The 13,191-nt window shown below is 46.1% G+C and carries 13 protein-coding genes; 4 read left to right on the forward strand and 9 right to left on the reverse strand.

The features are described 5' to 3' along the window. Nucleotides 1-25: 25 nt before the first annotated feature. From gtfA to Q1Q15_RS04370, 4 genes are read right to left on the reverse strand one after another with little or no spacing between them, the layout of a single operon-like run. A complete protein-coding gene (gene gtfA / locus Q1Q15_RS04355; protein WP_300457054.1) occupies nt 26-1,474 on the reverse strand; it encodes a sucrose phosphorylase in 1,449 nt (482 codons plus the stop codon). After that, nucleotides 1,464-3,668, reverse strand: a complete 2,205-nt coding sequence (locus tag Q1Q15_RS04360; protein ID WP_300457056.1) for an HAD-IIB family hydrolase — start codon at nt 3,666-3,668, stop codon at nt 1,464-1,466. The genes gtfA and Q1Q15_RS04360 overlap by 11 nt, the downstream gene beginning before the upstream one ends. 1 nt (nt 3,669) lies before the next feature. Continuing rightward, nucleotides 3,670-4,563: a PfkB family carbohydrate kinase gene (locus Q1Q15_RS04365; RefSeq protein ID WP_300457058.1), complete on the reverse strand. Its 894-nt coding sequence runs from the start codon at nt 4,561-4,563 to the stop codon at nt 3,670-3,672. A gap of 41 nt (nt 4,564-4,604) precedes the next feature. After that, the gene (locus Q1Q15_RS04370; protein WP_300457060.1) at nt 4,605-4,775 is read right to left on the reverse strand and encodes a hypothetical protein; all 171 of its coding nucleotides are present in this window, start codon (nt 4,773-4,775) and stop codon (nt 4,605-4,607) included. 402 nt (nt 4,776-5,177) lie between these two features. Between Q1Q15_RS04370 and Q1Q15_RS04375 the strand changes: the two genes are divergently transcribed. Continuing rightward, entirely contained in the window at nt 5,178-5,417 is a 240-nt protein-coding gene (locus Q1Q15_RS04375) for a hypothetical protein (protein ID WP_300457062.1), read from the forward strand. A 282-nt stretch (nt 5,418-5,699) separates the two neighbouring features. On the opposite strand, the gene Q1Q15_RS04380 is transcribed toward Q1Q15_RS04375, so the two are convergent. From Q1Q15_RS04380 to Q1Q15_RS04390, 3 genes are read right to left on the reverse strand one after another with little or no spacing between them, the layout of a single operon-like run. Continuing rightward, entirely contained in the window at nt 5,700-6,548 is an 849-nt protein-coding gene (locus Q1Q15_RS04380; RefSeq protein ID WP_300457064.1) for an ABC transporter permease, read from the reverse strand. Beyond that, nucleotides 6,518-7,705, reverse strand: coding sequence for an ABC transporter substrate-binding protein (locus Q1Q15_RS04385; RefSeq protein WP_300457066.1), 1,188 nt, complete (start codon nt 7,703-7,705; stop codon nt 6,518-6,520). The genes Q1Q15_RS04380 and Q1Q15_RS04385 overlap by 31 nt, the downstream gene beginning before the upstream one ends. Then, a complete protein-coding gene (locus tag Q1Q15_RS04390) occupies nt 7,702-8,496 on the reverse strand; it encodes an ABC transporter ATP-binding protein (protein ID WP_300457068.1) in 795 nt (264 codons plus the stop codon). Before Q1Q15_RS04390 ends, Q1Q15_RS04385 begins: the two co-directional genes overlap by 4 nt. Nucleotides 8,497-8,797: 301 nt before the next feature. On the opposite strand from Q1Q15_RS04390, the gene Q1Q15_RS04395 reads away from it, so the two are divergent. Further along, complete coding sequence (locus Q1Q15_RS04395) at nt 8,798-9,109, forward strand: hypothetical protein (RefSeq protein ID WP_300457070.1); 312 nt, start codon at nt 8,798-8,800, stop codon at nt 9,107-9,109. A 130-nt stretch (nt 9,110-9,239) separates the two neighbouring features. Next, complete coding sequence (locus Q1Q15_RS04400; protein WP_300457072.1) at nt 9,240-9,848, forward strand: DUF2284 domain-containing protein; 609 nt, start codon at nt 9,240-9,242, stop codon at nt 9,846-9,848. Between the two features lie 68 nt (nt 9,849-9,916). On the opposite strand, the gene Q1Q15_RS04405 is transcribed toward Q1Q15_RS04400, so the two are convergent. Together Q1Q15_RS04405 and Q1Q15_RS04410 are read right to left on the reverse strand one after the other, a co-directional pair. Continuing rightward, nucleotides 9,917-10,549, reverse strand: coding sequence for a DUF3786 domain-containing protein (locus Q1Q15_RS04405; RefSeq protein ID WP_300457074.1), 633 nt, complete (start codon nt 10,547-10,549; stop codon nt 9,917-9,919). Nucleotides 10,550-10,630: 81 nt separating this feature from the next. Beyond that, nucleotides 10,631-11,266 (reverse strand): flavodoxin family protein, encoded by a 636-nt coding sequence (locus Q1Q15_RS04410; RefSeq protein ID WP_300457076.1) that lies wholly within the window; start codon nt 11,264-11,266, stop codon nt 10,631-10,633. A gap of 668 nt (nt 11,267-11,934) precedes the next feature. On the opposite strand from Q1Q15_RS04410, the gene Q1Q15_RS04415 reads away from it, so the two are divergent. Then, nucleotides 11,935-13,014, forward strand: coding sequence for an FAD-dependent oxidoreductase (locus Q1Q15_RS04415; protein ID WP_300457078.1), 1,080 nt, complete (start codon nt 11,935-11,937; stop codon nt 13,012-13,014). Nucleotides 13,015-13,191 lie beyond the last annotated feature (177 nt).

Below are 13,191 nucleotides of genomic sequence, written 5' to 3' on the forward strand. Positions count from 1 at the left end.
GTCTTTTTTTTAAATGGTTTGCTTTTTAAACTTCAAAATCGACTATTCGAGAAGCAACAGGATCTGTATAGGTAATTTTTATCTTATAGGATTTTACATTGATATAGGCGGTGGCAATATATTTTTTAAAGGTCCATTCTAAATTCAACTCCGTATCCCTGGATTTAAACAATTTAAATTCTCCATTAAATGCAGGATAACTGTTGCGAAATTCCATAAGTTTTAAAAGCCGTTGAACCACCGGCTTTTGAATATCCTCCCGAATTTCTTCTATCGTATAATTGTGACGGTTGATATTTCTGCCCAGCTTTGTTTTTTCCAACAGTTCAATATCATTCTCTCCAGCCAGCAGACCGACATAATATACCTGGGGGATTCCCGGTGAAAAAAACTGTATGGTTCTTGCCGCAATATATGCGTCATCATTACATCCCAACGCAGAATAATAGGTACAATTCACCTGATAAACATCCAGATTCTGATAGTCTGGCCCGGAATAGGTTTTCTTTATATTGGAGCCTTTTTCATACAATTTTTCAATGGTCTGATCAATCTCATTCTGATTTAACAAACCGTCTACGTCCACCACACCGATGCCGTCGTGGGTATCCAGGGTAGTAATCTGCTTTCTGGGACATTTTTTCAACCAGGACTTCAACGTCCGGGTTTTCCCCACATACAGGGCATGAAGAACCAGCATGGGCAGGGAAAAATCATAGCACCAGTACCCTTTTGCCGAAAGTTTTAACTGATATGAATAATGTTCATGCACTTCCGGCAGGATTTGGGTGTCAAAGGCCGTGGCATAATCGTTAAACCACTCCAGCAGTTCCCAGATCTTAGGCTCCAGAAAAAAACAGTTGGTACCCAGTTCCACGGTGGTATAAGCAATGGCATCCAGCCGGATCATTTTGGGACGGTTCCTGACCAGCCGGATCAAAAATTTACGCATGATTTCAAGGGTTTTGAGCGAATTATAATCCAGATCAATTTGTTCATGATCAAAGGTACACCATATTTTTTCCAGGGTACCATTGGGCCGTTCCAATGTCTGGTAGGGCGGTCGGGGTTTCCGGGTGTAAACTTTTTCCAGGTCCTCATCCTTTATCCAGCCATTGGGAGCAAGTTTATCAAAACTAAGGAACATATCTGCATATTCGCTGTCAGGTCCTTTTTCAATATAGTCCTGGAAAAAAACAGACTGACGCGAGATGTGATTGACCATAAAATCGATGATCAGGTCAAAATCCTGACCAATTTTTTCCACATCCTCCCAGGTGCCGAATGCAGGGTCTACTTCATCATAGGTCAAGGGGGCAAATCCCCTGTCTGAGGAGGACGGGTAAAAGGGAAGCAGGTGAACGCCGCCAATGGCTTTTAAAAAATATTTGCGCAGCACATAGTGCAATTCCGGAAGGTTGGCACCGAAACTGTCAGGATATGTAATCAATTGAATTTTATTTTTAATGGTCATCAGGCACCATTTCCTTTGCTTTCTGGATAAATTGATAATGAAGGATACCCTCCATCATGCCGCCGGCATGGCTTTTTTGGGCAAAATATATCTGTTTTGCAGGTCTCAGCGCCTCAAGTTCAGGGCTGTAATTTCCCACGACAACCCCCAGGGGTTCTCCTTTGAGCATTTCTGCATCATTGCCTGAATCACCGCACACCAGGATGTTTTTCAAAGGGACTCCCCATTTATAGCTCAGGTACCGGATGGCTTTTCCCTTTGAGGCCCTGTACGGTAAGATATCCAGATGCTGATCCTGGGAATAGATCAGGGTGTACTTAAATCTTTTCTGGGTCAATATGTGGTGAATCCTGGCCAGTCTGTCCTTGCCCGGTGCCATGGTATAACTGAGTTTATACGCACTTTGAGCACTTGCTTCCTGGGGACGGATAAACTTAATCTCTTTGAGCCGGGATGCGATCAGGCCCGGGTCCCAGTTTTTTGAAATGTGGGTTTCCCACCCCTTGTCAAGGTCCAGGGAATCACCATAACTGATCCGGCTGCCCACACCGGAAACAATAATGTCCGGTATCCGTATACCGTGAGTGTTCAAAATATCCAGGGCAGATTCAAACATTCTTCCCGTGGCCACACCAAACCCTATCTTCCCTGCGTTTTTTTCAAGCAGATCCATTAAAGCATTGAGTTCTTCCGGGTTTCCCCCCAAAAGAGTGTTGTCAATATCGGTGATCAGCATATAATCGAGTTTTGCAAGCCGCTTGCCAATACTCTCTCTTGGTTCTACTGCGGTGATAAACGATTTTTCATATTTTCGGCAGACTTCTTTCATCTCAGTGCAATAGGATTTGGCGTGACTCACCCAGGAATAAAATTTCCGGGTATTCAGGATGCCGTTTTTTGAAAATTGATTCCACTTGTCCGGGTGAACAATGATATCCTTGATAGCGGAAGCCATTTCCTTTGTGTCTGTGGGATCCACCAGTGTGCCGGTCTGGCAGTTGTGAACGATATCCCTTGGACCGCCGTCATTGGTGGCAACAATGGGCAGACCGCAGGCCAGTGCTTCCAGCAGGGTCAAGCCAAACGGCTCTGTTAACGCGGGATTGACAAATACGCCCCGTTTTTCCGCGGCAATCCGGTAGAGTTCAGGGACCTCGTGCTCAAAATCATGTTTCTTGGGAATGGCCATTCGTCCATACAGATTGTACTTGTCCATTAACAGCAGCATCCGGGTAAGGACATCCCGCTCTGTTTCTTCCTTATCGGAAATATCTTTCCGGATACCGGCAAATATGGCAAGGTTTGCCATGGCCTGAAGTTCAGCATCTTCACCATAGGCTTTTACCAGACCCTGGATATTTTTCCGCTTGTCCGGACGACAGAGAACCAGAATCAAAGGTTTGTCCGGGTGCGTAAAAAATCGGTTCAATTCCTGAATTACCGATGCCTTGGCAAATAAAGCCTCTTCTTCTTCACTGCTGCTGGAAAAGGTGTCATGGTAATAGGGATAAAACCGCTCAATACCGATACCCGGCGGAATGACCGTATACGTCGGCAGGGTCCGGTTGCGGTACATCCCATATTGATATTCAATTTCCTGGTGGGTGCTGGTAATGACCCGGTCTGCGGATTTAAGGATATGTTCCTCTGTATCAATTCTGTGATCAATTTTCAGTTTTCGATTCATCTCGATGAGATCATGTCCATCCTCAAGCAGCCGTGCCCGCTTGGACCGGCCCAGGGAATGCCCGGTATAGACCAGGGGAACCCCAAAAAAACTGCCCAGCTCCATGGCCACATGCCCCGCGTCCGGGTAGTGGCCGTGAACAACATCCGGAATATCTTTTTCCTGCCGGATAAAAATAATGGTTTTATCCACAAATTCATCCAAATGGGGCCAGAGCAATTCTTTGCGAATATACTTTTTCCCCCCACACTGAATCCGCACGATACGGAATTTTTCATTCACCTGTTCCAGGGGCTGTCCATAATCATCAGAATAGGATTTATCCTTGATCAGCCGTGTGAACAAATCTATTTTTCGGATCTGATCACTGGCAGACAGGGTCCTGCACAATTCCACCACATATTTGATCTGACCGCCGGTGTCTGCATCATATCCCAGTTCCATGTTTTCAGCCCGTACCAGTCCGTGAATGCTGAACATCTGAATATATAGGCCTTTTTGTTTCATTTTAATTCTCCAATCTTTTTTTAAATTCCCCATAAATCGCCGAATCCTGAATCAATGCGCCCTGAATCCCACAGACATGGGCAGCAAAAAGGCCTGCAAGGGGTAGTATACGCTCAAAAGGTAGATTTTTCAGGATTCCAGCCACAGACATTGCAGCATAGGCATCCCCGGCTCCCACAGTATCAATAATGTCTAAAGAATATTCAGGCAGCCCCTTGTAATACCGGTCTGCGGTAAACCACTGGCTTCCCTTTTCCCCCTTGGTAAGAATCATCGTTTCAATACAATGGGGTTTCATCAATTTTTGGACAAGAACCTTATGGGAAGCCATATCGCCTGACCCTGGCATCAGCTCTGCCAGTTCATCCGTATTGAGTTTCAGGATATCCGAGGCATTCAGCGAGGCCGTGATCGTTTGTTCTGTATAGCAGCCGGGTCTCAAATTAATGTCACAAAAGGATATGGTTTTTGAGGATTTTTGATTTAATATTTTCTGAAATAGTTCAAAACTATTCCGGGTACGTTGGATAAGCGTTCCAAAATAGATGATATCCGGCTGATACCTTGATAGCAATCGCCTGATTTCATCATAATCTATATGATCGTATGCTGTGTTTTTTGCAATGATGAATGAATGATCACTTTTCATTGACATATCCACTGTTGCTGATCCAGTCGGGTAATCCTGATCAATTTGGATATCTTCAAGATCAAACCCATGACCGGCCAGAAAACCCAGGATCTCACGACCAAGGCTATCATCACCGACTCTTGAAATAAACTTGACCGGGAATCCAAGCTTTTTCATGTGGAAGGCAAAATTAAAAGGAGCCCCACCGATGCATTTATAGGTAGAAAAGATATCAAACAAAATTTCACCAATCACTAGAACCATTTTTTAACCTATTGCCTTGTCTGATACAAACTTAAATTGAATCATTTTATTTGTGCTTCTAACCATTTGAATGTATTTTCTATCAGCAGTTGTTCCCCATCTTTCAGTTTTGAAAATTTAGAAGTGAATTTTTCCTGAAGCAACGGCGGTACTTTTTCTAAAATGAATTTTCCATGCAATCTGCTATCCTGAAGACAAAAGTTTTTTACCATATCCAAAGCCCTTTGTCCACAATGAAACATAGTTGTCTATGTTTCATTTATGGCATCTCATAGATAATATATCAATTTTTTCAGGCTGTTTTATATTTTCAAAGTCTTGTCAGTTGATAAAATACATAGAGAACTATATATTTTTATCAAATGAAATCAAATGAATTTTTAAATTGTTCCCAAAAATCTTTTTACAAATTAGATTTTCCTACCGCGGTTATGAATTCAACTGAGAGGAAAATACGCATGAACAATGAAAATGAATGGGTACAACACCATTAACACGAATTATAGGAGATGATATGTGTGGCATTTGTGGTGAACTTTTTTTTAATGGTCACCCTGTAAATGAACAATCTGTAACAACCATGAACAAAACCATGGCAAAACCATGGCAAAACCATGGCAAAACGAGGGCCGGATCATGAAGATATTTATCACGGCATCTGGACTTTATTGGGTCATCGTCGTTTAAAAATCATAGATTTGAGTGATGAATCCAATCAGCCCTTCATTGATCCAACGTTGGGATTAACACTGGTTTTCAATGGCGCTATCTATAATTATGAAAACCTTCGAAGCGATTTGAAGCAATTGGGATACACGTTTTACTCAAAAGGCGATACCGAAGTTATACTCTAAGCTTCAAATTCCCAGTCCGTCAGGATATACGGATCAGATTGTTCACCATGTATGCAATAGCCGACCAGAGACCCGATCCATATTAAAATATAGCAGGTCCCAATGAAAGTTATAAAATTAAAACAAAATTGATTTATTGTTCAAGGAAAAACTTGTAAAAAGATTTAGAAAGGAAGATCATATGTTGTATTCAGGACATTTTTCTTTTGATGAAATAGGAGAATATGATGCCGATATTCTGCCAAGGCCTGAAAACGTGTGGGATCCGAATCTGATTTTGTTTCAGTTCGGCCATATCCAGTCCAGGTATTTCCTGATAAGCTGAATAAGGCTGTCAAGGATGAAACCTATGATGCCTATGGCGATTATAATTGCCATGAGCCGGTCGTATTCCATTGTGTCCCGGGCATCGTTGATGAGATATCCAAGTCCGCTGGAGATCCCCAGGAACTCCGCAGGAACCAGTACTATCCATGCAACTCCCAGTGCCAGGCGAAGGCTTGTGAGGATATATGGCACCGATGCTGGGATGATCACCATCCAGATCAGCTGTGAGTCTCGTGCTCCCTGGTTTTTGGCCATCATGAGCCAGCGTGGGTTCACTCGCGACACCCCCAGGGTTGTGTTTATCATGATTGGCCAGACAGTGGCCATGGTTATGAGAAAATAGATCGCCCCTTCGAAACTAGCGAAAATAAGGAGGGCTATGGGCATCCATGAAAGTGGGCTCACCATGCGAAGAAGCTGTATGGGCGGGTAGGTGAGGATCCTTATGTTTTTATAGAAACCTATTAGTATACCGAAAGGAAATCCGATGGAAAAGGCCACCAGGATTCCTATGAAAACCCTTCTGAGGCTTGCCGCAACCGCATGCCAGAAATCAAGGCTTGTGCTGAGACCCAGGAGTGATTCCAGGGTTGGGCCGGGCAGAAAACCTGAAAAATGTTTGAATTCCGGTTTGCTGAACACTGCGTAGCCGCCGGCTGCCCAGGCACAGATAAACAGGAGTATCCCTGTTATCCCCAGGCCGTATTGTCTTTTTTTGTCCTGGTGTATATCGCCGTAGTTGGAGTGTTTTTTGAAATATTTTTCTATGATGTTCATATTTCTATGATCTCTTCTCTTTCCCATGTTCCGGATCCCCCCCCAGGTCCCTGGAACAGTTGCTGGCCCCCCAAGGCTATTATCGCCTGTCTGACGAACCTGTCATCCACAAGATCCATGGCTGCGGATTCTATGTTTAGCCGGTTTAGAAAGTTTGCATCCCCCTCCATGAGGGTTTGTTGCATTTCCCTAATGATCATCCTGCTGGCAGATGGGTAAGGCCATGGCTGAAAACCAATACGCCCTATGTTCCATTCCGGGTGGTGTATGGCATGGGAAGTCTGTTTTTTTCCGTATTGAGCAAGGTCATAGCCGGTGAATGCCCGAAGAAGGATTTTTTTAGGAATGGGGAGATAGTTTTTTCCCTCCCGGCTCAGGATGTGTGCTGTCTGGTGAGGGTGGGACGTTACCCACAGCTGTGCCCGTACAATGGCGTTGATCACCTTCTGGGTGAATATGGGGTTTTGTGTGGTGTAACGTTCGTGCATTACAACCACGCAGCAGGGGTGATTTTTCCATATGTCCCCGGTGAATCGCATTATTCGTGCGCCTGTTTTTATCTCACTGATGGCATTGAAGGGTTCCGCCACTATATATCCGTCTATCTTTCTACCTGTCAGGGCGGCGGGCATCTCCGGTGGTGAGAGGACGAACAGGCTCACCTCGTTGGGCTTAAGCTTCACGGACTGGGGTTGTATGACAGGTTTTAGGCCGAATTTTCGGAGTCCCATCTGCAAAATAATGTTGTGGATGGAATACCAGTTCGGGATTGCGATCTGGTGGCCACCCAAGTCCGCAAAACTGTGGATGTTGGAATCGCCCCGGACCGTTAATGCGCTTCCGTTTGTGTGGTTCCAGGCAAGCACCTTAACGGGCACACGGTTTTTGAACCGCATCCATATGGGAATGGGCAGAAGCATGTGTGTTACATTGAATTTTCCCGAGAGAAAAGATTCCATGAGGGTTGACCAGCTTCGCACCCTTATGGGTCTTTCCACATTCAGCCCCTCCTCCTGGAAATATCCAAGGGCGTGGGCCATGAGAAGGGGTGTGGCATCGGTGATGGGGAGATAGCCCACACGGAGTTTTGTGGAAGGTTCCGCCCGAAGGATACTGGGAAAGGCTCCCATGCCCATTGCACCCACTGTTCCCGCAGTCCTGATTAAAAATTCCCTTCGTTTCATGGGTTGCTTCCAGGTGTTTGTAGGGTTGTTCCGTTCTCTTTCATCATGGTCATGAACCGATCCATTATTCCAGCCTTGATTTTCTGGAAATCCTGTTGCATGGGATTTCTTGGGTGGGTAAGGTCTATGGGTATCCGGTGTTTGATTTCAGCTGGTGATCCTCCCAGAAGAACCACACGCGAGCCTATGGTGATCGCTTCATCCAAGTCGTGGGTTACGAAGATCACTGTGAATTTACGTTTTTTCCATATTTGAAGCAGCTCCTCCTGCAGGCCCATGCGCGTGAAGGAGTCCAGGGATCCGAAGGGTTCGTCCATTAGCAGCACCTCGGGGTTTCCCATGAGGGCTCTTGCAAGGCATACCCTCTGGCTCATCCCCACTGAAAGTTCCGATGGGAGATAGTTCTCATATCCGGTAAGCTTGATCATATTAATATATCGGTTTACCCGTTCGTCAATGTCCTTTGTGTCCCCCCGCAGTCTGCAGCCGAAGGCGATGTTTTCCTCCACCGTGAGCCAAGGCAGAAGGGAAGGCTCCTGGAACAGAAGGCTTCTTGAGGGATGGGGGCCGGTGACGATATTTCCGTCCATGCAAATCTCTCCGCACGAGGGTGTCACCATGCCGGATATGATGTTGAGCAGGGTTGATTTTCCGCTGCCGGATCCCCCTAAAATCACAAGGAACTCACCCTCTTCGATGGAAAGGTCGATTTCCTTCAGGGTTGCCACCGTTCTTTTTTTAGGGAGAAAGTAGGTCTTGGATATGTTCTTTGCGCTTATTTTTTGAGTCATTTTGGTCAGACAATTCCTGGGATCTATATAAAATGGACCGTCTCTGGAGAAGAATGCCTGCTTCTCTTCTGGAGGATGATGATGCGGCCGTTTCCGGTCACGGGGTTGTGATAGAGACTTTTTGCTCCCCAACGGAAGGGGATGCTGCTGCTTGCAAAATCATATTTTTACCTTTTTTAAAGACAGATCGTTCAACTGTTTTAAGTAAGCCGGAATTTGGAGCGCTTGTCAACCTTACGCTCTTTCGTTTTCTTTTCGAAAAACAGAAGTTTATTTAATTAAGGGCATGTTGTCAAGACTCATGGAAGAATTGCTGACGGGAAAGGAAAATCAACAGCCGCATTCGGAACTGCATTCCGGCAGTCTGGCAGCCCCGGTAAAAGACTGTCTGGGTGTTCTCAAGGCAACTTCCGGTCAGCAGATGGCTGGGTTTATTACCCATATGGCCCTTGCCTACCCGGAACAGGATATGGACGGCTTTGCAGAACCCATGAAAGCGGCATGCAAGGAAAAAAGCATCGAATATAAAGGCTCTTTTGACTGCCAGGGCTTTCTGGCTGAATCCATGAACGGGGTAGTGCAGAAGAAGATGAGCTTAACGGATGAGCAGTGAGCATATATGCTGTTATACGCCATCTATTTAACGCGTTTCAGACAGGATAGGGTAATATGACTTGTCTTTTCTGCCCCTATAATTGATTATATAGCGGACTGAATGAATCTTCTCAGAAAGGATATAATATATGGAAAACATCATAATATCAGAACATCAGCACTCACAATTAACCCAGGAAGCAATAAAACTTGGGGCGAGTGCCTGTGTGGTCATAACCTCCGGTGAAATTCAGGTAAAAGATGATCTTGCCGCTTTATGCAACGGGGAGTATCCCTGTCCCAATTACGGCCTTGGGGCAAGCTGCCCTCCCAATGTGGAAGGCCCTGCTGAATTCAGGAAATGGCAGTCCCGGAGCCGATATTCCCTTGTGGTGAAAATAGAGCTGCCCATATCGGTGATGTTTTCTGATGAACGAAAGGATGTGATGCGGCTGCTTCATCACATCGTGGCGGGTGTAGAGCAAAAAGCCGTTGAAAACGGGTTTGAACAATCAAAAGCCTTTGCCGGCGGGTCCTGTAAAGATTTGTTCTGTGAGGACCAGGAAAACTGCTGTGTCCTGGCGGAAAATGAACCCTGCCGCCATATAGCGTCTGCCCGCCCATCCATGTCAGGGTTTGGTATTGATGTCACCCAATTGATGCTGTCCTGCGGGTGGCCGGGCCAAAAGGCTGAAAAATCAAATGCCTCTGATACGGAATCCACAAGCTGGGTGGCGGGCCTCATCCTGCTTGCCTGAACGTGTAAATCATGACGATATCAAAAATACGGACAACAAAAATTGATCCGGCAGCGCAAATGGTATAATCAAATGTTACCATCCCTGTAATCCGGTCCATTTTTTAACCACACTGCCAGTACCATGCCCAACATGGCCAGGCATTCCATGTCCAGATACGCATCGGCATGCTTCTCGAACAAGATCGAACAGTCAGCCGGGAACTCTTCGTCCTGGTCGTTGAACAACAGTAACAACTTCACTTTGGGAAGCGCTGAAAATTTTATGGCCAGGTCGCAGCTGAATGGTGCATCACCTGGCTGACCTCCCAGCGCCAGGCATGCGCCTTTGAGATCCTCCAGCTTCCCGGAGAAAGTCTTGCTGATGGGCAGTTCTGCCGTGTTCCTGAAACCGCCCGCAAATGGTGCTGCATCCTGAAAACTGTGATACTTGACCCATTCGCTGGTGGTCGGCGGCTCTTGCTTGGGGCATAAAAGCAAATACTTGCATAAAATGACGCTAATCCCGTGAATAGGTCGTTTTCCCTGTGCGTCCATGACCCCCGTGCTCGAGACGCGATGTGGGATGCCGTAAAAAGGGATAATCGTTTTATTCCCATCGACGGTAATGCCCAGGCGGTTGCTTACAAGGTTCAGGTCGATGGCGGATACATCGGCAAGGTATTGTTCGTAAATTTCATCGAAAATCGGCGCTTGTTTCATAATGCCTCCTTGTTATCCTGGCACCTTATCCCTGACGGACCTTTAGTCCGGCAGGGATAAGGTGCAGAAAAACCCACTGAATTACCGGATAAAATTGGTCATGGTTTTGGCAACCGGCCCAGGGGCGGGAAATTGTTCTTTCCCGTACCCGATAACTTTTATGATCCATGCCATATTTTTACCTAAAACCGCCATGATCTGTTTGCCTTCACCATCCTGTTCCATTTCCCCGGGCTTAAGGCCATGAACCACATTCCAGTAGTTTGAAGAGGGCATGATCATCTCGGAGTAGTTGATATAATGATTGAGGGTCTCAACCGCGGAAATTCCTCCGGATCGCCTGACAGCGGCAACTGCAGCACCGACTTTGTGCCGAAACAGACCACCGTTAACCGAAGAAACAAAAAAGGCTCTGTCAAGGAAGGATTTCATTGTCCCTGCAACACCGGAAAAATGGACAGGAGAGCCAAGCAGAATGCCGTCGGCCGCCTTCATCTTCTGAATCCATTCATTCACCGGATCGTCTTTCATGGTGCACGCTTCATCTTGGTTTTTTACACAGCCATGACAGGCAATGCATCCCTGTATTTTTTCTTTGCCGACATGGATCATTTCCGTTTCAATACCGGCATTTTCCAGTTCATCAAGAACCATGTTCAATGAACAGGCTGTATTCCCCTTTTTATTGGGGCTGCCATTAAATCCAACAACTTTCAACTTTATTCTCCTCTTTTTGTGGTTATGATCAGCTTTTCCGATACTAGGATTTTGCGCTGATAATTTGAGCTACTCCGGATTCGTTAAACAAGATTGTAACTCACTCTTTTTAAATTGATGTTTGCCGGGTAATGATAAGAACTATGTTGTTGACAGTCAATAAATAATAACACTCAGTAACAGCCGGTTATCTCTCACATGTACAAATCCCAAACAACTTGGCTAAAGTCTATCAAAAAACATGGCAAACCATTCCCATCCATATCTCGTCATTTTCCCAACCAGTTTCCTGGGTATGTTGTCCTCAGGGTTTTTGCCGATATCCACACCAACAATTGGAACAGAATTTGATAAAGCGCAATCGATCTCCCAGGCAGCTAAGGAATCCACTCGCTAAAAGCCATGATAACTTTACTATGGCAACAATATGTTAGAAGTCAGAAAAAAACAAAGAAGTCAATTTGGAATATTACGGGTAAATGAAACCGAGTATGCTGAGTATTCCTATCTCGTGTAATAGTGCCAAAAAAATATTCATAAAAAAGCGTATAAAATTTGCCATAGACCCACCGGAAAAATATTGATATTTGAATGAAATGAAAGAATAATCATTTAACCGGGGCGCAGTTTTAACAAGGAGTCCTTATAATTGAAAACAAGAAGTAAAAATGACTGATATTGATACCCTGATTGTGGGCGGGGGACTGAGCGGCATCTATGCGGCCTGGCTTCTGTCCAGGGAAAATAAATCCTTTATATTGCTGGAGGCCCGGGACCGGGTCGGCGGCCGGATCCACTGCTCCAAACATGACAATTTTTCCACCGACCTTGGCCCGTCCTGGTTCTGGCCGGCCATTAACCCGAGAATTTCCCGACTGGTCAAAGAGATGGGCCTTGACGTCTATCCTCAGTATGAATACGGACTAGGTAGATTTCAGCTGTCAGACGGCACCCTCAGGACCATTTCAGGCTATCCCATGGTGCCTGAGGGATGGCGGATTTCAGGGGGTATGATCGCCTTGGTGGACCATTTTTTTAACACCCTTCCCCGGGATGCTGTCCGCCTGAACCACCCGGTCTGTGAAATCCAAAAGCGGGAAATCGGCATTCGGGTTGGGGTGGGCGAGTTGGAACAGGAAAAACGGACCTGGTTCAAGGCCCGAAAAGTGATCCTGGCTCTTCCCCCAAGGCTGGCTGCAGCAAGGATCTCGTTTACCCCGGACTTGTCTCCAGCCCTGACCCAGGCCATGCTGAAAACCAAAACATGGATGGCAGGACACGCCAAATTTTTTGCACTATATCCCTCTCCCCACTGGCGGCAGGTTGGCCTTTCCGGCCAGGCCTTCAGCCAATACGGTCCCCTGGGTGAAATCCACGATGCTTCCAACCGGGAGCCCAACGCCCCATACGGCCTCACGGGATTCGTCAGTGTTCCGGCGGCCCAGCGCAGGGAGCCCAAAGCCCTAAAAAATAGCATCCTTGCTCAGCTCGACCTGATGTTCGGACCTCCGGCCGGCCACCCCCAGGCTTTTTATTTAAAGGATTGGGCTCAGGAACGGTTCACTGCCACTGAGTTTGACCAGAGAGGTCCCCATGAGCATCCCCTGTTCAATCCGCCGGACGGGAAAACTTGTATCTGGGGCAACCAGGTTCTGCTGGCCGGCACAGAAACCGATGACCAGCTGGGCGGTTATCTGGAAGGCGCTCTGGCCAGTGCCGAACGGGCCGTTAAAGAGGGGATGCCGTGACCGAATTCATCTGGAATGCCTGGGAAGCGAGATCGGGGGACATCTTACATAATTATTGACAACCATGTTCAACTATATTTCTTGACACTCTTAATCTTATTTATTCAAAAAAAGATTATTTTTAAGTCCCTTACTGGCCTAAGATTCCTATGGGAACGCGTCTACATTTTGAAATGT

The organism is Desulfobacula sp. (assembly GCF_030145145.1).
Classification (GTDB): Bacteria; Desulfobacterota; Desulfobacteria; order Desulfobacterales; family Desulfobacteraceae; genus Desulfobacula.